This window comes from Pseudomonas sp., from assembly GCF_030696055.1.
GTDB lineage: Bacteria > Pseudomonadota > Gammaproteobacteria > Pseudomonadales > Pseudomonadaceae > Aquipseudomonas.
In genome coordinates, this window is sequence record NZ_JAUYNP010000248.1 from 1 (window position 1) to 19006 (window position 19006).

19 protein-coding genes are annotated in these 19006 nt (G+C 62.5%); 17 read left to right on the forward strand and 2 right to left on the reverse strand.

Annotated elements, in window-relative coordinates; translation table 11 throughout:
- From Q8Q83_RS14475 to murB, 11 genes are all read left to right on the forward strand, one after another.
- The coding region (locus Q8Q83_RS14475; protein ID WP_305624841.1) for a lipoprotein-releasing ABC transporter permease subunit at positions 1-1198 on the forward strand (1198 nt) is incomplete at its 5' end.
- A 23-nt stretch (positions 1199-1221) separates the two neighbouring features.
- The gene (gene lolD / locus Q8Q83_RS14480; RefSeq protein WP_305624842.1) at positions 1222-1905 is read left to right on the forward strand and encodes a lipoprotein-releasing ABC transporter ATP-binding protein LolD; all 684 of its coding nucleotides are present in this window, start codon (positions 1222-1224) and stop codon (positions 1903-1905) included.
- On the forward strand, positions 1905-3149 hold the full coding sequence (locus tag Q8Q83_RS14485) for a lipoprotein-releasing ABC transporter permease subunit (protein ID WP_305624843.1): 1245 nt from the start codon (positions 1905-1907) through the stop codon (positions 3147-3149). Before lolD ends, Q8Q83_RS14485 begins: the two co-directional genes overlap by 1 nt.
- Positions 3150-3251: 102 nt before the next feature.
- Positions 3252-5477 (forward strand): DNA internalization-related competence protein ComEC/Rec2, encoded by a 2226-nt coding sequence (locus tag Q8Q83_RS14490; RefSeq protein ID WP_305624844.1) that lies wholly within the window; start codon positions 3252-3254, stop codon positions 5475-5477.
- Positions 5478-5549: 72 nt separating this feature from the next.
- The gene (locus Q8Q83_RS14495) at positions 5550-6182 is read left to right on the forward strand and encodes a MotA/TolQ/ExbB proton channel family protein (protein WP_305624845.1); all 633 of its coding nucleotides are present in this window, start codon (positions 5550-5552) and stop codon (positions 6180-6182) included.
- Positions 6179-6607, forward strand: a complete 429-nt coding sequence (locus Q8Q83_RS14500; RefSeq protein WP_305624846.1) for a biopolymer transporter ExbD — start codon at positions 6179-6181, stop codon at positions 6605-6607. The genes Q8Q83_RS14495 and Q8Q83_RS14500 overlap by 4 nt, the downstream gene beginning before the upstream one ends.
- A 13-nt stretch (positions 6608-6620) precedes the next feature.
- Positions 6621-7622 carry a tetraacyldisaccharide 4'-kinase gene (gene lpxK, locus Q8Q83_RS14505; protein ID WP_305624847.1) on the forward strand — a complete coding sequence of 334 codons (1002 nt, stop codon included), beginning with the start codon at positions 6621-6623 and terminating at the stop codon, positions 7620-7622.
- 63 nt (positions 7623-7685) lie between these two features.
- Entirely contained in the window at positions 7686-7871 is a 186-nt protein-coding gene (locus tag Q8Q83_RS14510) for a Trm112 family protein (RefSeq protein WP_305624848.1), read from the forward strand.
- Positions 7872-8636 carry a 3-deoxy-manno-octulosonate cytidylyltransferase gene (gene kdsB / locus Q8Q83_RS14515; RefSeq protein ID WP_305624849.1) on the forward strand — a complete coding sequence of 255 codons (765 nt, stop codon included), beginning with the start codon at positions 7872-7874 and terminating at the stop codon, positions 8634-8636. It abuts the gene before it with no gap.
- Positions 8636-9100: a low molecular weight protein-tyrosine-phosphatase gene (locus Q8Q83_RS14520; RefSeq protein WP_305624850.1), complete on the forward strand. Its 465-nt coding sequence runs from the start codon at positions 8636-8638 to the stop codon at positions 9098-9100. The genes kdsB and Q8Q83_RS14520 overlap by 1 nt, the downstream gene beginning before the upstream one ends.
- A complete protein-coding gene (gene murB / locus Q8Q83_RS14525) occupies positions 9097-10116 on the forward strand; it encodes a UDP-N-acetylmuramate dehydrogenase (RefSeq protein WP_305624851.1) in 1020 nt (339 codons plus the stop codon). Before Q8Q83_RS14520 ends, murB begins: the two co-directional genes overlap by 4 nt.
- Positions 10117-10210: 94 nt before the next feature.
- Here the strand turns inward: murB and rne are convergent, their stop codons facing one another.
- Complete coding sequence (rne, locus tag Q8Q83_RS14530; protein WP_305624852.1) at positions 10211-13276, reverse strand: ribonuclease E; 3066 nt, start codon at positions 13274-13276, stop codon at positions 10211-10213.
- Between the two features lie 577 nt (positions 13277-13853).
- Between rne and rluC the strand changes: the two genes are divergently transcribed.
- From rluC to Q8Q83_RS14545, 3 genes are read left to right on the forward strand one after another with little or no spacing between them, the layout of a single operon-like run.
- Positions 13854-14807, forward strand: a complete 954-nt coding sequence (gene rluC / locus Q8Q83_RS14535) for a 23S rRNA pseudouridine(955/2504/2580) synthase RluC (RefSeq protein WP_305624853.1) — start codon at positions 13854-13856, stop codon at positions 14805-14807.
- Positions 14800-15495: an HAD-IA family hydrolase gene (locus Q8Q83_RS14540; protein ID WP_305624854.1), complete on the forward strand. Its 696-nt coding sequence runs from the start codon at positions 14800-14802 to the stop codon at positions 15493-15495. Before rluC ends, Q8Q83_RS14540 begins: the two co-directional genes overlap by 8 nt.
- Positions 15485-16465 (forward strand): S49 family peptidase, encoded by a 981-nt coding sequence (locus Q8Q83_RS14545; RefSeq protein WP_305624855.1) that lies wholly within the window; start codon positions 15485-15487, stop codon positions 16463-16465. Before Q8Q83_RS14540 ends, Q8Q83_RS14545 begins: the two co-directional genes overlap by 11 nt.
- A 47-nt stretch (positions 16466-16512) precedes the next feature.
- Here the strand turns inward: Q8Q83_RS14545 and Q8Q83_RS14550 are convergent, their stop codons facing one another.
- Positions 16513-17091 carry a nucleoside triphosphate pyrophosphatase gene (locus Q8Q83_RS14550; RefSeq protein ID WP_305624856.1) on the reverse strand — a complete coding sequence of 193 codons (579 nt, stop codon included), beginning with the start codon at positions 17089-17091 and terminating at the stop codon, positions 16513-16515.
- A 117-nt stretch (positions 17092-17208) separates the two neighbouring features.
- Here Q8Q83_RS14550 and Q8Q83_RS14555 point away from each other — a divergent pair, with 117 nt between their 5' ends.
- Genes Q8Q83_RS14555 through plsX form a run of 3 tightly spaced genes read left to right on the forward strand, consistent with a single transcriptional unit; the run spans position 17209 to position 18946 of the window.
- Positions 17209-17736, forward strand: a complete 528-nt coding sequence (locus tag Q8Q83_RS14555; protein WP_305624857.1) for a YceD family protein — start codon at positions 17209-17211, stop codon at positions 17734-17736.
- Between the two features lie 13 nt (positions 17737-17749).
- Entirely contained in the window at positions 17750-17932 is a 183-nt protein-coding gene (gene rpmF / locus Q8Q83_RS14560; RefSeq protein ID WP_305624858.1) for a 50S ribosomal protein L32, read from the forward strand.
- 3 nt (positions 17933-17935) lie between these two features.
- The gene (gene plsX, locus Q8Q83_RS14565) at positions 17936-18946 is read left to right on the forward strand and encodes a phosphate acyltransferase PlsX (RefSeq protein ID WP_371132416.1); all 1011 of its coding nucleotides are present in this window, start codon (positions 17936-17938) and stop codon (positions 18944-18946) included.
- Positions 18947-19006 lie beyond the last annotated feature (60 nt).

Sequence of the window (19006 nt, forward strand, 5' to 3'; positions counted from 1 at the left end):
CCGCAATCATTTCGTTTCCTTTATATCCCTGACTTCGATGATCGGGCTGGCACTGGGTGTGCTGGTGATGATCCTGGTGTTGTCGGTGATGAATGGTTTCGACCATGAAATGCGTACCCGCGTGCTCGGCATGGTGCCGCATGCCACTGTCGAGAGCGCTACGCCGATCAACGACTGGCGGCGCCTGGCCGACCAGGCGCAAAGCAATCCGCAGGTGCTGGCGGTAGCGCCTTTCAGCCAGATGCAGGGGCTGCTCACCCACGCTGGGCGGGTGCAGAAAGTGCTGATCAATGCGGTTGATCCGGTGGAGGAAACCAAGGTCTCCATTATCGGCAATTTCTTCGAGAAAGGCCGTCTGGAGGACCTCAAGCCTGGCGAGTTCGGCATGGTGATTGGCGACAAGGCTGCGGCCAAGCTGGGCGTGGGCCTGGGCGACAAGATCACCTTTGTCGCGCCCGAGGTGACGGTCACGCCCGCCGGGATGTTCCCGCGGCTCAAGCGTTTCACCGTGGTGGGTATCTTCCATGTCGGCGCCGGTGAGATCGACGGCTACCTGGCCTTGACCCATGTGCAGGATCTGGCGCGCCTGCAACGCTGGCAGGCCGATCAGGTGCAGGGCATCCGCCTGAAGTTCGCCGATCTGTTCCAGGCGCCGCGCACCGCCTGGGCCCTGGCGCAAACCCTGGGCGAGGGGGATTTCTTCGCCCGTGACTGGACCCGCACCCACGGCAATCTCTATCAGGCGATCCGCATGGAGAAGGCGATGATCGGCCTGTTGTTGCTGCTGATAGTGGCGGTGGCGGCCTTCAATATCATCTCCACCCTGGTCATGGTGGTGACCGACAAGAAAGGCGATATCGCCATTCTGCGTACCCTGGGCGCCACGCCGCGGCAGATCATGGCGATCTTTATGGTCCAAGGCACCGTGATCGGCGTGTTCGGCACGGCGCTGGGCGCGCTGCTGGGCATACTCGCGGCGCTGAATATCAGCGGCGCCATCGCCGCTCTGGAGCGCGTGTTGGGCATCAAATTCCTCAATGCCGACGTGTATTTCATCGACTATCTGCCTTCGCAGTTGATGCTGCAGGACGTGCTGCTGGTATGCGGCGCGGCCTTGCTGCTGAGTTTTTTCGCCACCCTTTATCCGGCCTGGCGCGCGGCCCGTACCCAGCCCGCGGAGGCGCTACGTTATGAGTGAATTGGGTTATGAGTGATCAGGTTATGCAAGAACGTGCAGTGTTGAGTTGTCGCAACCTCGGCAAGAGCTACGACGAGGGCCCGCAATCGGTGGTGGTGCTGGAGGATCTGCAGTTGGAACTGCACCCCGGCGAGCGCGTGGCGATAGTCGGCAGCTCCGGCTCGGGCAAGAGTACCTTGCTCAATATGCTCGGCGGCCTGGATACGCCGAGCACCGGCAGCGTCTGGCTGGCCGGTGAGGAGCTGTCGGCGCTCAACGAAAAGGAGCGCGGCCTGCTGCGCAACCGCTCGCTGGGCTTCGTCTACCAGTTCCATCACCTGTTGCCGGAATTCACCGCCCTGGAAAACGTCTGCATGCCGCTGCTGATCGGCCGTACGCCGATCGCCGAGGCACGTCAGCGCGCCACGGCGCTGCTGGAGCGGGTCGGCCTGGGCCATCGGTTGGCGCATAAGCCGTCGGAGCTGTCCGGTGGCGAGCGGCAGCGCGTGGCCATCGCCCGCGCCCTGGTCAACCAGCCGGGCCTGGTGCTGCTCGATGAGCCCACCGGCAACCTCGACCATCACACCGCCCAAGGCATTCAGGAATTGATGAAGGAGCTGAGCAGCTCCTCGCAGACCGCCTTTCTGGTGGTGACCCACGACATGAGCCTGGCCCAGCAGATGGACCGCATCCTGCGTCTGGAAGACGGCAAGCTGGTGGCCGCCTGATGTTTCGTCCGCTGAGTATCTTTATCGGTATCCGCTATACCGGGGCCAAGCGGCGCAACCACTTTATTTCCTTTATCTCGATGACCTCGATGATCGGCCTGGCCCTGGGCGTGTTGGCCATGATTGTGGTGCTCTCGGTGATGAACGGTTTCCAGAAGGAAATGAGCACGCGCATCCTCGGCATGGTGCCGCACGCCAGTATCGCCGGGGCGCAGCCGCTGGATAACTGGCAGCAAGTTGCCGATGTTGCGCGCAAGCATCCCCAGGTGATCGCGGCGGTGCCCTTTGCCGAGCTGGAGGGCATGTTGTCCTTCCGTGGCGCGATGCAGCCGATTCAGCTGCAGGGCGTGGACCCGGCGCTGGAGCCGCAGGTGTCAATTATCGACCAGCATATACAGCAAGGCCGCCTGAGTGATCTGCGTGAGGGCGAGTTCGGTGTGGTGATTGGCGAGATCACCGCGCGGCGTTTCCAGCTGCGGGTCGGCGACAAGCTGGCGCTGATAGTGCCTGAGCTGAGTTCGGTGCCCGGCGGCATCAGCCCGCGCATGCAGCGCCTGAATGTGGTGGGGGTGTTCAAGGTCGGCGCCGAGCTGGACAGCTCCCTGGCGCTGATGCACGTCGCCGATGCCGCACATATCCAACGCCTGCAGCCCGGCCAGGTGCAGAGCGTGCGCTTGAAATTGCAGGATCTGTATCAGGCGCCGCAGGTGGCGGCGAGCATTGCCGCCGGGCTGGGCGAGGGCTACAAGTCCAGCGACTGGACCCTGACCCAGGGCAGCCTGTTCAGCGCCATGAAAATGGAGAAGACCATGATCGGCCTGCTGCTGCTGCTGATAGTGGCGGTGGCCGCCTTCAATATCATCGCCACCCTGATCATGGTGGTGGCGGACAAGGGCGCGGACATCGCCATCCTGCGTACCCTGGGCGCCACGCCTGGGCAGATCATGGGTATCTTTATGGTGCAGGGCACTGTGATTGGCGGGATAGGTACGCTGATCGGCGCGCTGCTGGGCATTCTGGCGGCCTTGAATGTCAGCCAGCTGGTAGCCTGGATCGAGCGGGTGAGCGGTCAGCAGGTGATGAGTTCGGATGTGTATTTCATCAGCAACCTGCCTTCGCAGTTGCTGCTCTCCGATGTGCTGCTGATCTGTGGCGCGGCGTTCAGCCTGAGCTTTCTGGCCACCCTCTATCCGTCCTGGCGGGCGGCGCGTATCCAACCGGCTGAGGCGCTGCGTTACGAGTGAGCTGCTAATCTGCCTGAAACAAAAGAGCCGTTACCGAGTAACGGCTTTTTTGTTTCAGCTCTGCAGGTGCTCAGGCAGGGCGCCGACTTATGGAGTGAGTCTATGCGCATAGGGATAGTGGCGCTGGCGGCGGGGCTGCTGGCCGTGCGTTTTCTGCCGGCACTGCCGCCTTTCTGGTTACTAGGCGCGCTAGTCGTCGCGGCCTTGATGCTCTTGCCCTGGCGCAGTTACCCGCTGGGGCTGTTTTTCCTGGGGTTTACCTGGGCCTGCACCTCGGCGCAGTGGGCCCTGGATGACCACCTGGCGCTCGAACTGGATGGCCGTACCCTGTGGCTGCAAGGCCGGGTGGTGGGCTTGCCGGAGGCAGGCGAGGGCGTGGTGCGTTTTCAGCTGGAACAGGCCAGCTCGCGGCGTGCCAAGTTGCCCGCACGTCTGCGTTTGACCTGGTATGGCGGGCCAGCGCTGCATGCTGGCGAAACCTGGCGCCTGGCGGTGCGCGTGAAGCGTCCCCGTGGGCTGGTTAACCCGCAAGCCTTCGACTATGAGGCCTGGCTGTTGGCGCAGCGCATAGGCGCCACCGGCACGGTCAAGAGTGGCGAGCTGGTGCAGTCGGCGACTGGCCTGGGCGCTTGGCGCGATAGCCTGCGCCAGCGTGTGCTGGCGACGCCGGCGCAGGGGCGGCAAGGGGCCTTGGCGGCGCTGGTGCTGGGCGACGGTTCGGGATTGTCGAGGGCCGATTGGCAGGTGTTGCAGAACACCGGCACCGTCCACCTTATGGTGATTTCCGGTCAGCATATAGGTCTGCTTGCTGGGTTGTTGTATGGCCTGGTGGCCGGTTTGGCGCGCCTGGGTTGCTGGCCGCGGGCTTGGCCCTGGCTGCCCTGGGCCTGCGCCTTGGCCTTTGCCGGTGCGCTCGGCTACGGCCTGCTGGCAGGTTTTGCAGTACCGCTGCAGCGCGCCTGCGTGATGGTCGGCCTGGTGTTGCTCTGGCGTTGGCGCTTTCGCCACCTGGGCGTCTGGCTGCCGCTGCTATTGGCTCTGGTCGCGGTGTTACTGCTGGAGCCTTTGGCCAGCCTGCAGGCGGGTTTCTGGTTGTCCTTTGGCGCCGTGGCGCTGTTGCTTCTGCTGTTTAGCGGGCGTCTGGGCGCCTGGCCCTGGTGGCGCACCTGGATGCGCGCGCAGTGGGCCATGGCCATCGGCTTGCTGCCGCTATTGCTGGCGCTGGGTTTGCCGGTCAGTGTCAGCGGGCCTCTGGCCAACTTGCTGGCGGTGCCAGTGGTCGGCCTGCTGGTGGTGCCGCTGGCGTTGCTCGGCACCTTGTTGTTGCCCCTGCCTTGGTTGGGGGCGGGGTTGCTCTGGCTGGCCGGCAGCCTGCTCGACCTGCTGTTTACTCTGCTCGGGCAGATGGCCCTGTGGTTGCCCGCTTGGTTGCCCAGTGCGCTGCCACTGTGGGCCTGGTCGATGGTCATGCTGGGCGCCTTGCTGCTGTTGTTGCCGGCGGGCATACCCATGCGCAGCCTGGGCGGGTTGCTCCTGCTGCCGCTGCTGTTTAGCCCGCAGCAGCGACCTGACCATGGGCAGGCCGAGGTGTGGCTGCTGGATGTCGGCCAGGGGCTGGCGGTATTGCTGCGCACCCAGCAGCACGAGCTGCTGTATGACGCCGGGCCACGTTTTGGCGACTTCGATACTGGCGAGCGCGTGGTGCTGCCGTCATTGCGCGCGCTGGATGTGCGCGGCCTCGATCTGTTGCTGCTCAGCCATGCCGACAATGACCATTCCGGTGGCGCGCCGGCGATTCAGCGCGGCTTGCCGGTCCAGCGGGTGCTTAGTGGTGAGCCCGATCAACTACCTCGGATTCTGCAGGCCGAGGCCTGTGTCAGCGGGCAACGCTGGGAGTGGGATGGCGTGCGTTTCAGCACCTGGCAATGGGCGGCGGCGCGCGATGGCAATCAGGCGTCCTGCGTGCTGCGGGTCGAAGCCCGTGGCGAGCGTCTGCTGCTGACCGGCGATATCGACAGTCGGGCCGAGCGCGCGCTGCTCGACAGCGACCTGGATCTGCGCGCCGAGTGGTTGCTGGCCCCTCATCACGGCAGTCGCGGCTCTTCTTCGCAGGCCTTTCTGCAGCGCGTCGCGCCGCAGGCTGCGCTGATCTCCCGGGGCCAGCACAATGGCTTCGGTCATCCCCATGCCGAGGTGGTCGCACGCTATCGGGCGCTCGCGGCGCAGCTGTACGACACTGTGCTGCAGGGCGCGCTACGAATTCGCCTGGGCGCTTTCGAGCAAGCTCAGGGTTTGCGCGATCAAGCACGCTTTTGGCGGGAAAAATGAGATCGGCAGCGGTCGGCGAGGCGCCGGCCCTATGCTAGAGTGGCGCCACTTTTGTGAAGGGGATCTGCCACCGTGTGGGAACTGGTCAAAGCTGGCGGCTGGATTATGCTGCCGATCATTCTGTGTTCTATCGCTGCGGCCGGCATCATTGCCGAGCGCTTGTGGACGCTGCGGCCCAGCCGCATCACACCACCCAATCTGCTTGGGCAGGTGTGGCGTTGGATCAAAGACAAGAAACTGAATAACCAGAAACTCAAGGAACTGCGCGCCTCTTCGCCCCTGGGCGAGGTGTTGGCGGCGGGCCTGGCCAACTCCAAACATGGTCGCGAGATCATGAAAGAGTGCATTGAAGAGGCGGCCGCGCGGGTTATCCACGATCTGGAGCGCTACCTCAATGCCCTCGGCACCATTGCCGGCATCGCCCCCTTGCTCGGCCTGCTGGGTACGGTGCTGGGCATGATAGATATTTTCAGCTCCTTTATGGGCTCGGGGATGACCAATGCCGCCTCGCTGGCCGGGGGCATCTCCAAGGCCTTGATCACCACCGCGGCCGGTCTGATGGTGGCGATCCCGGCACTGTTCTTCCACCGCTATCTGCAGCGCCGGGTCGATGAGCTGGTGGTCGGCATGGAGCAGGAAGCGATCAAGCTGGTGGAGGTGGTACAGGGTGACCGTGACGTCGATCTGGGTGAGGACAAGGCGTGAAATTCCGGCGCAAACCGCGGGAAAACATCGAGATCAACCTGGCCTCGTTGATCGACGTGGTGTTTATCCTGCTGCTGTTTTTCGTGGTCACCACCACCTTCACCCGTGAGACCCAACTCAAGGTCGATTTGCCGGAAGCTGCCAGTGGCACGCCGCCGGAGCAGACCGAGCTGAAGCAGTTGGAGGTGCTGATTGCCGCCGATGGCAGCTACTCGCTGAACGCCAAGGCTTTGCTGAAAAGCGATCTGGACAGCCTGATGGCCGCCCTGCAGAAAGAGTCGGACGGCGATAACAGCTTGCCGCTGACGCTCAGTGCCGACGCCAAGACCCCGCACCAGGCCGTTATCACCGCCATGGATGCCGCCGGCAAATTGGGCTTCGCCCACCTGCGCATCACCACGGTCGAGGCGCAGGCCGCGCCTTGAGGCTTGCCCACAGATGAGCCTGGCCGATCGTTTGACCGCCGCCTGGTATGCCGGTCACCCGGCACTGGGACTGCTGCGTCCACTGGAATGGCTGTATCGCGCGGTGGTGCGGCGCAAGCGCGCACGCTTTCTGGCGGGTCGCGGCGACATCTACCGCGCACCTGTGCCGGTTGTGGTGGTGGGCAATATCACAGTCGGCGGCACCGGCAAGACTCCTTTGATTCTCTGGCTGATCGAGCATTGCCGCAGTCGCGGCTTGCGCGTTGGCGTGGTCAGTCGTGGCTATGGTGCTCAGCCGCCGCAGCTGCCCTGGCGGGTGAGGGCCGAGCAGGCGGCTGCTGTCGCCGGCGATGAACCCCTGCTGCTGGTGCAGCGCAGCGGCGTACCGCTGATGATCGACCCTGATCGCAGCCGCGCGGTGGCGGCCTTGCTGGCTGCCGAGCCACTGGATCTGATCCTCAGCGACGACGGTATGCAGCATTACCGTCTGGCCCGTGATCTGGAACTGGTACTGATCGATGCCGCCCGCGGCCTGGGTAATAGTCGCTGCCTGCCGGCCGGCCCGCTGCGTGAGCCGGTGGAACGTTTGCAGGCGGTCGATGCGCTGCTCTATAACGGCGCGGCCAGCGACCCTGACGATGGTTACAGCTTCAGCTTGCAGCCGCGCGTGCTGATCAATCTGCGCAGCGGCGAGCAGCGCCCGCTGAGCCATTTCCCGCCCGGCCAGGCCCTGCATGCGGTGGCTGGCATCGGCAACCCGCAGCGTTTCTTCAATACCCTCGAAGGGCTACACTGGCGACCTGTTGCGCATGCCTTCGCCGACCACGCGCCGTACAGCGCCGAGGTGCTGAAGTTCAGCCCGGCGCTGCCGTTGCTGATGACGGAAAAGGATGCGGTCAAGTGCCGCGCTTTTGCCGCAGACGATTGGTGGTACCTGGCGGTGGATGCTCAGCCTTCACCGGCGTTTGTCGGTTGGCTGGATAAGCAATTACAGCGTCTGCTGCCACGCCGTTAAACGTCCTGATAATTTGGTGAGTCCGTCTCGCCCCCCTGTGCCGCTCTACCTCAAGGATTGCCCATGGACCCGAAACTACTCGATATTCTCGCCTGCCCCCTGTGCAAGGGCCCGCTGAAACTCGCCGCCGATAAGAGCGAACTGATCTGCAAGGCCGATGCCTTGGCCTTTCCGGTGCGCGATGGGATTCCGGTGATGCTGGAAACCGAAGCCCGCAGCCTGTCTGTCGACGAACGCCTGGATAAGTAAATGAGCACTGCTTTTACCGTTGTGATTCCGGCGCGCTTCGCCTCCAGCCGCCTGCCGGGTAAGCCGCTGCAGGATATTGCCGGCAAGCCGATGATCCAGCATGTCTGGGAGCAAGCCTGCAAGAGCAGCGCGCAACAGGTGGTGGTGGCCACCGACGATGCGCGCATTGTCGAGGTCTGCCGTGGCTTCGGTGCCGAGGTGGTGCTGACTAGCGCCTCCCACAACTCCGGCACCGACCGCCTGGCCGAAGTGGCCACGGCTCTGGGTCTGCCCGCCGATGCCATAGTGGTCAATGTGCAGGGCGACGAGCCCTTGATTCCGCCGGCCATCATCGATCAGGTGGCAGCCAACTTGGCGGCCAACCCGCAAGCGGCTATCGCCACCCTGGCCGAGCCGATCGAAGAGGTTGCCGCGCTGTTTAACCCCAATGTGGTCAAGGTGGTTGCCGACTTGCAGGGCCTGGCGCTGACCTTTAGCCGCGCGCCGCTGCCCTGGGCGCGGGATGCCTTTGCCCAGAGCCGCGAGCAGCTACCGACCAATGTGCCCTATCGCCGGCATATCGGCATTTACGCCTACCGTGCGCAGTTTCTGCATGACTTCGTCGCCTGGGGCCCCTGCTGGCTGGAAGACAGCGAATGCCTGGAGCAGCTGCGGGCGCTCTGGCACGGCGTGCGCATCCATGTCGCCGACGCCCTTGAGGCCCCGCCGGCCGGTGTCGATACGGCGGAAGATCTTGAGCGTGTTCGCCGCCTATTGGGGGCTTGATGCGCGTTCTGTTCGTTTGCCTGGGTAATATCTGCCGCTCGCCCACGGCTGAAGGCGTGTTACGCCACAAGCTGCGTGAGGCCGGGCTGGAAGGGTGCATCGAAGTGGATTCCGCCGGCACCGGTGACTGGCATGTGGGCAAGGCGCCGGATAGTCGCACCCGCCAGGCCGCACTGCAGCGCGGCTATGACTTGTCCGCCCTGCGTGGGCGTCAGGTCGAAGCCGCGGATTTCCAGCGTTTCGACCTGATTCTGGCGATGGACAGCAACAACCTGAGCAATCTGCAGCGCTTGCGCCCCGGCAATGCCGCGGCCGAGCTGGATCTGTTGCTGCGCCGTTATCAGCTGGCCCTGGATGAAGTGCCCGATCCCTATTACGGCGGAGAGGAAGGTTTCGAGCAGGTGCTGGACCTGCTGGAGCAGGCCTGTGATGCCTTGCTGGTCGAGCTCAGGGGGCGTTTATGACTCTGCAGATCCAAGCGCAGGTATCGCTCAAGCCCTATAACAGCTTTGCCGTCGAAGCCTCGGCGCGCTGGTTCACTGAAGCCCGGGATGATCGGCAGGTGCGAGAGGCGCTGGCCTATGCGGCGGCGCAGCAATTACCTGTGCTCCTGCTCGGCGGTGGCAGCAACCTGCTGTTGACCGCCGATGTCGATGCCCTGGTGCTGCGTATGGCCAGTCGCGGCATCCGGCTGCTGGCCGATGATGGCCAGCGCGTGCTGATCGAGGCGGAGGCGGGGGAGTCCTGGCACCCCTTCGTGCAGTGGACGCTGGAGCAGGGCTTCGCCGGCCTGGAAAACCTCAGCCTGATTCCCGGCACAGTGGGCGCGGCCCCAGTGCAGAATATCGGCGCCTATGGGGTCGAGCTGAAAGACCTGTTCGCCGGCTTGACCGCGCTGGATAGGCGCAGCGGCGAGTTGCGCGAGTTTTCCCTGGAAGACTGCGCCTTTGCCTACCGCGATAGCCTGTTCAAGCGCGAAAGCGGGCGTTGGGTGATTCTGCGTGTGCGTTTTGCCTTGAGCCACTTCGCGGCGCTGCATCTGGAGTATGGCCCGGTGCGTCAGCGCCTGGCGGAGCAGGGCATAGCGGTGCCGACGGCGCTGGATGTCAGTCGCGCCATCTGTGCGATTCGCAGCGAGAAATTGCCTGACCCGGCCGAGTTGGGCAATGCCGGCAGCTTCTTCAAAAATCCCTTGGTCGCCGCCGAGTTGGCGCAGCGCTTACGCGCCGAGCATGCCGATTTGGTAGCCTATCCGCAGGCCGATGGCCAGGTCAAGTTGGCCGCCGGTTGGCTGATCGACCGGGCCGGTTGGAAGGGCTTTCGTGAGGGGGATGCCGGTGTGCACCGTTTGCAGGCGCTGGTGCTGGTCAATTATGGCAAGGCCACAGGCGCGCAGTTGCTCAGCCTGGCCCGGCGGATTCAGGCCGATATCGCCCAGCGCTTTGCGGTGGAGCTGGAGATAGAACCGAACGTGCTGTAACCCCAGTGGCTTAAGCGGTGTGCCGGGGGATAAAAGGCTGGAAAGAAAAAGGGGATGCTTTTAAGCATCCCCTTTTTTATTGCGCTGAGCGGCGTTAGATCTGCGGTTTGACCGCTTCTTTATCGTCCTGCTCTTCGGCTTCCGCTTCGGCAAACGCAGGGCTTTGCGGCTCTTCGTTCACCGGGGCTTCGGCTGGCGCTTCGGCTTCGCCCTTGGGCTCGACCACTTCGCTGCTCACCACTGTCTCGGCTGCAGGCTCGGCAGCATCTTCTACGGCGGCTTCGGCAGCTGCAGGGGCTTCAATGGCAGCTTCGACCTGAGGGGCAGCGGCTACTGCTTCGGCGGCTTCGCGGGCCAGGCGCTCGGCTTCACGCTGACGACGGCGCACTTCGCGCGGATCGTTAGGCGCGCGGCCAGTGCTGCTGACAGCAACCGCAGGGGTTTCTGCAATGGCTGGAGCGGCGGCAACAGCTTCGGCTTCGGCAATAACCGGGGCTTCAACCTGTTCTACGACCGGAGCGGGCGCTTCTACAACTGGTGCTTCTGCAACAGCGGGCGCCGCTGCAGCTTCGCTGACGCTTGCAGGTGCCTCAACGGCCGGCTCGGCAGCTGGGGCTTCTACTGCAACCTGAACTGCTTCAACTGCTTCAACTGCTTCAACTGGTTGCTCGATCGCAGCGGCTGGAGTGGCTTCGGCAACAGGGTTCGCTTCAAGGCTGACGGCAGCGCTTGCAACCACAGCGACTGCGGCAGTGGCGGTCTCTTCTGCGCTTTCTTCGCCGGCTTCTTCGCTGCCTTCGATCAGGTTGCCGTTGGCATCGCGCTGACGCTCACGACGATTGCTGCGGCGACGCTGACCACGGGAGCGGCGACGTGGACGATCGCCACCTTCGCTGCCTTCCTGCTCTTCGTCTTGCAGCTGCTCTTCGCTGTTCAGCACTTCTTCATCGGCTACCGCTTGTTCGGCGCGCGGCTGGCGCTCTTCACGCGGTGGGCGCGGCTGGCGCGGTTCGCGTTGCGGGCGTTCGGCGCGGACTTCTTCAGTAACGGTTGCAGTGGCGCTATCGCCTGGCATGGCATCCAGCGGCTCACGCAGTTCGCGCGGTTGACGCTCTTCACGCGGCTTGCGCTCACGCGGTTGGCGCTCTTCACGCGGCGGCCGGGACTGGCGCAGTTCCTGCGGCTCGCGAACTTCTACGACGTCACGCGGGCTGCGTTCTTCGCGCGGTGCGCGCTCTTCACGTGGCGCACGTTCCTCGCGGGCTACGCGTGGTTGACGCTCTTCACGCGGGGCGCGGTCTTCGCGGGGTGCACGTTCTTCGCGCGGCTTGCGCTCTTCAGTATTGCGACCACCGCGGTTGCGGTTCTGCTGGCGACCACTACGGCGTTCGTCGCTACGCTGCGGGCGTTCGCTGGCTTTCTTCTCGATGACGACCGGCTTCTCTTCTTCCTTACCGGCAAACAGGCTGACCAGCGATTTGACCAGGCCCTTGAACAGGCTTGGTTCGGCGGCAGCAGGTTGGGCGGCAACGGCAACGGCTTCGGTTGGCGTCGGGGTCGGCGCGGTGCGCTGCGGTGCGGCCTTGATAGCGGCTTCCTGGCGAACCAGGGTGCGGGTGGCGGCGGCTTGTTTTTCTTCTTCCACTTCAACCACAGCCATTTCATAGCTGGATTGGGTAGTTTGCGCTTCCGGGCTGTCGTCACGGATGCGCTGCACTTCGAAGTGCGGCGTTTCCAGGTGATCGTTCGGCACTATGACGATGCGCGCGCGGCTGCGCAGCTCGATCTTGGTGATGGAGTTGCGCTTCTCGTTGAGCAGGAAGGCGGCCACCGGGATCGGCACTTGGGCGCGCACTTCGGCAGTACGGTCCTTCAGCGCTTCTTCTTCGATCAGGCGCAGGATCGCCAGGGACAGCGATTCGACGTCACGGATGATGCCTTGGCCGTTGCAGCGCGGGCAGACGATACCGCTACTTTCACCCAGGGACGGGCGCAGGCGCTGACGGGACATTTCCAGCAGGCCGAAGCGCGAGATGCGCCCGACTTGCACGCGGGCGCGGTCGGCTTCCAGGCTTTCGCGGACTTTCTCTTCCACGGCGCGTTGGTTCTTCGCCGGGGTCATGTCGATAAAGTCGATCACGATCAGGCCGCCGATGTCGCGCAGGCGCAGCTGGCGGGCGATTTCTTCGGCCGCTTCCAGGTTGGTCTGCAGGGCGGTTTCTTCGATGTCGCTGCCTTTGGTCGCACGCGCCGAGTTGATGTCGATGGACACCAGGGCTTCGGTCGGGTCGATCACTATGGAGCCGCCGGACGGCAGCTTCACTTCGCGCTGGAAGGCGGTTTCGATCTGGCTTTCGATCTGGAAACGGTTGAACAGTGGCACGCTGTCTTCATACAGCTTGATCTTGCTGGCGTACTGCGGCATCACCTGATTGATAAAGCTCAGGGCTTCCTGCTGCGCTTCGACGCTGTCGACCAGTACTTCGCCGATGTCCTGGCGCAGGTAGTCGCGGATGGCGCGGATGATCACGTTGCTTTCCTGGTAGATCAGGAAAGGCGCGGCGCGGTCCAGCGAGGCTTCTTTGATCGCGGTCCAGAGTTGCAGCAGGTAATCCAGGTCCCACTGCATTTCTTCGCTGGAGCGGCCCAGGCCGGCGGTGCGCACGATCAGGCCCATGTCGCTCGGGGCGACCAGGCCATTCAGCGCTTCACGCAGCTCGTTACGCTCTTCGCCTTCGATGCGGCGCGAGATGCCACCGGCGCGCGGGTTGTTCGGCATCAGCACCAGGTAACGACCAGCCAGGCTGATAAAAGTGGTCAGGGCGGCGCCCTTGTTGCCACGCTCTTCTTTCTCGACCTGAACTATGACTTCCTGGCCTTCCTTGAGCACGTCTTTGATATTGACGCGGCCTTCTGGAGCCTTGCTGAAATATTCGCGGGAAATTTCTTTAAGCGGGAGGAAGCCGTGGCGCTCCGAGCCGAAGTCGACGAAGGCGGCTTCAAGGCTAGGTTCTACGCGGGTGATGCGGCCTTTATAGATGTTGGATTTTTTCTGCTCACGGGCACCGGATTCGATGTCCAGGTCGTAGAGTTTCTGGCCATCTACTAGGGCGACACGCAACTCTTCGGGCTGAGTTGCGTTAATCAGCATTCTTTTCATGTAGTACCGTCGGTTTCCGGTGCTGGCGGAAGCGGCGTTCGGCACACACGACTTCAGGGTCGGTGTCAGGTACGTCAGGAACGGTCGTAAAGCGTTCCATTGTCTAGCGGCAATCAGCCAGTTGGGCTGGGCCGCGACGGACGTCTCCTGCTCGCTGTTGTGACAGAAAGCACTAAGTCAGGAGGAGGAATCAGCTGTCGGTAGCGGACGAGATAAAGCGTCTTGGTAAAGCGAATTGCTACGCGGACCGACAGTTGTACATCTCCACCCTACACGTATCGCTGAAAATCGGGTGCCGCTCGCGAAAATCCGCAGCGGGTTGGCTATTACCGCAACCGTCCAAAGGGGAAGGTCGCGCATCATGGCTTAAGGCGTTATTTCCGAGTTATTCACGGCCTTGGCGGCCTTTCTTTCTCTGAATAACCCGTCGGACGGCCTCACGTCCCAAAAGGGTTGCGTTGGTTGGGGATGGCAGTTTTGGCGATCATCCGCGAACCAGGCCGCTTTTGGCGGCTTCCCGACTATAGCAGCAATGATTAAGTGCTTCAAATCCATAAAAAATTGTTATGATTGCGCGATGACTACTCCTTCCTCTCCAACCTCCGGCGTTCAGCTGCTCGAGGTTGCGCCGGAGCTTGCCGGCCAACGCATCGATAACTTCCTTCGCACCCAGCTCAAGGGCGTGCCTAAGACTTTGATTTACCGCATTTTGCGCAAAGGCGAAGTGCGGGTGAATAAAGGTCGGATCAAACCTGAGTACAAGCTGCAGGCCGGCGACATCATTCGTGTACCGCCTCTGCGCCTGGCTGAGCGCGATGAGCCGGAGCCGCTGGCCCAGGGCCTGCTGCAGCGGCTCGAGGCGGCGATTGTCTATGAAGACAAGGCGCTGATAGTGCTGAACAAGCCGGCCGGCATCGCCGTGCATGGCGGCAGCGGCCTGAATTACGGGGTGATCGAGGCTTTTCGCCAGCTGCGTCCCGATGCCAAGGATCTGGAGTTGGTGCACCGCCTGGATCGCGATACCTCGGGGCTGTTGATGATCGCCAAGAAGCGCAGCATGTTGCGCCATCTGCACGAAGCCTTGCGCGGCGATGGGGTGGACAAGCGCTATATGGCTTTGGTGCGCGGGCATTGGGCCGCCGCCAAGAAACAGGTCAGCGCACCCTTGCTGAAAAGCAATCTGCGTTCCGGTGAGCGCATGGTCGAGGTCAATCCCGAAGGTAAAGAGGCGTTGACGGTGTTTCGCGTGCTGCGCCGTTTCGGGGAGTTCGCCACCTTGGTTGAGGCCAAGCCGGTAACCGGGCGTACCCATCAGATTCGCGTGCATGCCCAGCACGCCGGGCATTGCATCGCCGGCGACAGCAAGTACGGCGATGACGACTTTACCCGGGAGATTCGCGGGTTGGGCGGCAAGCGCCTGTTCCTGCATGCCTATGAGTTGGTGGTGCCGCTGCCCGATGGCGGCCAGCTCAAGCTGGAGGCGCCGGTCGATGACATGTGGGCGCGCACCCTGGAGCGGCTCAGTGCGTGACTATCGGCTGCTGATCTTCGATTGGGATGGCACTCTGGTCGATTCCATCGGTCGGATCGTGGCGGCCATGCATGCGGCGGCCGATGCGTGTGAATTGGCGCGCTGCACCGATGAGCAAGTGCGTGGGATTATCGGCCTGGGCTTGCCCGAGGCGATTCGCAGCCTGTACCCGGATCTGTTAGATGCTGCCCGTGTGGAGCGTATGCGGCATAGTTACAGCGAAAACTATCTGGCGCTGGAGTCCGCGCCGTCACCGCTGTTCCTGGGTGTGGCTGAGGGGTTGGAGGCTTTTCGTGCCGAGGGTTATCGCCTGGCGGTGGCTACCGGCAAGGGGCGTCATGGCTTGCAGCGGGTGCTGGCAGATCGAGGTTGGTTGGATTATTTCGACTACAGCCGCTGCGCCGATGAAACCGCAAGCAAGCCGGATCCGTTGATGCTGCACGAGATTCTCGCGCAAAGTGGTGTCGCCGCGAGGCAGGCCTTGATGGTGGGGGATTCGTCCTTCGATCTGCAGATGGCGCAGCGCGCCGGTATGGATAGCGTGGCGGTTGGCTATGGCGCGCAGTCGCTAGAGGCCTTGCGTGCGCATAAGCCGACGCTGGCAATAGGATGTTTTACCGAGTTGCGTGCCTGGCTTAGTCGGTGCGCCAGTGGGCAATCAGTTGAGGTGAGAGAACATGTCGGATGAATGGAAGGCCGCAGCTGGTGCTGATGGCGAGGGTAAAAGCTGGAAGCTGCTGGAGAAGACCTTGCTCGCTGGCGTGCAGGAGCAGCGTCGGTCCCGGCGTTGGGGTATCTTCTTCAAGCTGCTGACCTTTATCTATCTGTTTGTCGCCTTGGCGCTGTTTGCGCCGATGCTCGACCTGCAGAAGCCTGCTGGCAAGGGAAAGAGCCATACGGCTCTGATTGAAGTGCGCGGGATGATTGCCGATAAGGAGTCTGCCAGCGCCGACAATATTGTCGGCAGCCTGCGTGCGGCTTTTGAGGACAGCAAGACCAAGGGCGTGATTCTGCGGATCAACAGCCCGGGTGGTAGTCCGGTGCAGTCCGGCTATATCTATGACGAAATTCGGCGGCTGCGCGCCGAGTATCCGGCCATCAAGCTGTATGCGGTGATTACCGATCTCGGCGCTTCCGGTGCCTATTACATTGCCAGTGCGGCTGATGAAATCTATGCCGATAAGGCCAGTCTGGTGGGTTCGATTGGCGTTACTGCGGCGACCTTTGGTTTTGTGGGGGTGATGGAGAAGCTAGGGGTTGATCGCCGGGTTTACACCTCTGGTGAGCATAAGGCGTTTCTGGATCCGTTCCAGCCGCAAAAGGCGGAAGAAACCAAATTTTGGCAGGGCGTGCTGGAGACCACTCATCGCCAGTTCATTGCCAGTGTTAAGCGGGGGCGCGGCGATCGCTTGAAGGATGCCGAGCACCCCGAACTTTTTTCCGGTTTGGTCTGGTCGGGTGAGCAGGCGCTGCAACTGGGCTTGATCGATGCGCTGGGCAATACCAGTTACGTGGCCCGTGAAGTGATTGGCGAGAAGGAGTTGGTCGACTTCACCGTGGAAGAGTCGCCCTATGACCGTTTCGCGAAAACTCTGGGTGCCAGCATGGCCGAGCGAATCGCGCTGTGGATGGGCTTTCAGGGGCCGGCCTTGCGCTAGCTATTGCGAGTGGTAAGTAAGCCCGGTCATCGACCGGGCTTGTTTGTTTAAGGGATGTCGATGCCGGCTATGTGCAGCATGTCGACCAGGCGAATCAGGGGCAGGCCGATCAGGCTGTTGCTGTCGCTGCCTTCGGTGCTGCGGAACAGGCTGACTCCCAGGCCTTCGGCTTTGAAGCTGCCGGCGCAGTCGAAGGGTTGCTCGGCCTGCAAATAGCGGGTGATTTGCGCTTCGCTGAGTTGGCGAAAGTGCACGGTGAAGGGGATGCAGTCGGTCTGCTGCTGGCTGGTTGCGCTGTTGAGCAGGGTCAGGCCGGTGAGGAAGGTAACGCTATTGCCGCTGGCGGCAAGCAATTGCTCGCGGGCGCGCTCAAGGCAGTGGGGTTTGCCGAGAATCTGGTTGTTCAGTATGGCGACCTGGTCTGAGCCGATAATCAGGTGCTGTGGGTAGGCTGCGCTCAGCGCTTGGGCTTTTTCCTCGGACAGGCGGCGAACCAGGGCTTCGGCGCTTTCACCTGGGTGCGCGCTTTCGTCGATGGCCGGCGCGCTCCAGCTGAAGGGCAGGCGCAGGCGGGCGAGTAATTCGCGTCTATAAGGCGAGCTGGATGCAAGCACCAGAGGCAGCACGGCGTTTTCCTTTATATGGCAATCTGAGCGGTGGGCGATTTTAGCCGGCGTGGCGGATGCTGGACAGGCCGAATATCCTTTGACAGCGGCGGGTTGCATCCCTAGAATGCGCCGCCTATGTCAAATGGCCCGATTCCACCTCACGTTGATCCGCGCAAGTTAGCTGATCGCAGCGCTACCCTCGAAGGTGAGCTGCAGCTGGCTGAATTGTCGCGACTCTGCGGCCCGCTTGCCGATAACCACGGCATGGTGCGTACGAAGTTCTTCTTCGAGCGCGACGAGCGCAATGCTGTAGTTTTTCACAGCGAGCTCGAGGTTGAAGTCAAGATGGTTTGCCAGCGTTGTCTGGAGTTGGTCACTTTGCCGATCTACAGTGCTTGTGATTACGCTGTGGTGAAAGAGGGTGCGAATACCCAGTCAGTGCCGCAAGGCTATGACGTGCTTGAATTGGGTGAAGACCCATTGGATCTGCTGGCGCTGGTTGAGGAGGAGCTGTTGCTCGCCTTGCCCATTGTCCCGGCTCATGACCCTAAAGATTGCCAGCAGCCGGCCGGCCTCGAAGAGCCCGAGTCGAGCGAGGACGAGGTAACGCGGTCCAACCCGTTCAGTGTATTGGCACAGTTAAAGCGTGACCCAAACGTTTAGGAGTTAATTAGTTATGGCTGTTCAGCAGAACAAAAAATCCCGTTCCGCCCGTGATATGCGTCGTTCCCACGATGCTCTCGAAGGCAGCACCCTGTCCGTTGAGAAGACCACCGGTGAAGTTCACCTGCGTCACCACGTATCGCCGGAAGGCGTTTATCGTGGTCGCAAAGTGATCGACAAGGGCGCTGACGAGTAATCCTTGTCCGCTCCGATCATCGCGATTGATGCAATGGGTGGGGACTTCGGTCCCCACTGCATTGTTCCGGCCAGCATCGCCTGTCTGGTTGAATACCCTTCGTTGCACCTGGTCCTCGTCGGCCAATCCTCTTTTCTTGAATCTCTGATTGCCCGCTACCCCGGCGTCGATCGCACGCGTCTGCGTGTCGAACATGCTGGCGAAGTCATTGCGATGGACGAGCGTCCGGCGCAGGCGCTGCGCGGCAAGCCTGATTCGTCGATGCGGGTGAGTCTGGAGTTGCTCCGTAGTGGCGCGGCCCAGGCCTGCGTCAGTGCCGGTAATACCGGTGCCTTGATGGCCTTGTCGCGCTATGTGCTGAAGACCCTGCCGGGGATTGATCGCCCGGCCATGGTGACGGCTATTCCGACCCAGGCGGGTTACTGCCATTTGCTCGACCTGGGGGCCAATGTCGATTGCAGTGCCGAGCACCTCTATCAGTTTGCCGTAATGGGGTCGGTGACGGCTGAGGCGCTGGGTGTCGTCAGGCCGCGGGTGGCACTGCTCAATGTGGGTACCGAGGAGATCAAGGGCAGTCAGCAGGTCAAGCTGGCGGCCAGTCTGCTGCAGGGGGCTGTGGGGCTGAACTACATAGGCTTTGTCGAAGGTGACGGGCTCTATCGTGGCGAGGCGGATGTGGTGGTCTGCGATGGCTTTGTCGGCAATATCCTGCTCAAGTCCAGCGAGGGCTTGGCGGCGATGATCGCGCAGCGTATCGAGGCGCTGTTCAGATCCAGCTTGGCGGCGCGTCTGGTGGGGGTTTTGGCGTTGCCGTTGTTGCGCCGCCTGCAGGATGATCTGGCGCCTGCGCAGCACAATGGCGCGAGTTTCGTCGGTCTGCAGGGCATAGTGGTGAAAAGCCATGGAGCCGCAGGTCCCGATGGCTTCAAGAGCGCTATTCGCCGAGCTTTGACGGAGATTGAGGAAAATCTGCCGCAACGTTTGCACGGCCGGCTCGGCGAGCACTTGCTTTAGGATGTGACCGCAACTGGCCGCCTGCCATCCAACTGTCAGTTTGTTGCGCTTGGCTAGGCC

Coding starts and splice junctions, on each gene's coding strand:
- lpxK (WP_305624847.1), top strand. CDS start 6,621: ATGAGCCTGGCCGATCGTTTGACCGCCGCCTGGTATGCCGGTCACCCG.
- Q8Q83_RS14520 (WP_305624850.1), top strand. CDS start 8,636: ATGCGCGTTCTGTTCGTTTGCCTGGGTAATATCTGCCGCTCGCCCACG.
- lolD (WP_305624842.1), top strand. CDS start 1,222: ATGCAAGAACGTGCAGTGTTGAGTTGTCGCAACCTCGGCAAGAGCTAC.
- murB (WP_305624851.1), top strand. CDS start 9,097: ATGACTCTGCAGATCCAAGCGCAGGTATCGCTCAAGCCCTATAACAGC.
- rpmF (WP_305624858.1), top strand. CDS start 17,750: ATGGCTGTTCAGCAGAACAAAAAATCCCGTTCCGCCCGTGATATGCGT.
- kdsB (WP_305624849.1), top strand. CDS start 7,872: ATGAGCACTGCTTTTACCGTTGTGATTCCGGCGCGCTTCGCCTCCAGC.
- Q8Q83_RS14555 (WP_305624857.1), top strand. CDS start 17,209: ATGTCAAATGGCCCGATTCCACCTCACGTTGATCCGCGCAAGTTAGCT.
- Q8Q83_RS14545 (WP_305624855.1), top strand. CDS start 15,485: ATGTCGGATGAATGGAAGGCCGCAGCTGGTGCTGATGGCGAGGGTAAA.
- rluC (WP_305624853.1), top strand. CDS start 13,854: ATGACTACTCCTTCCTCTCCAACCTCCGGCGTTCAGCTGCTCGAGGTT.
- Q8Q83_RS14490 (WP_305624844.1), top strand. CDS start 3,252: ATGCGCATAGGGATAGTGGCGCTGGCGGCGGGGCTGCTGGCCGTGCGT.
- Q8Q83_RS14485 (WP_305624843.1), top strand. CDS start 1,905: ATGTTTCGTCCGCTGAGTATCTTTATCGGTATCCGCTATACCGGGGCC.
- Q8Q83_RS14510 (WP_305624848.1), top strand. CDS start 7,686: ATGGACCCGAAACTACTCGATATTCTCGCCTGCCCCCTGTGCAAGGGC.
- rne (WP_305624852.1), bottom strand. CDS start 13,276: ATGAAAAGAATGCTGATTAACGCAACTCAGCCCGAAGAGTTGCGTGTC.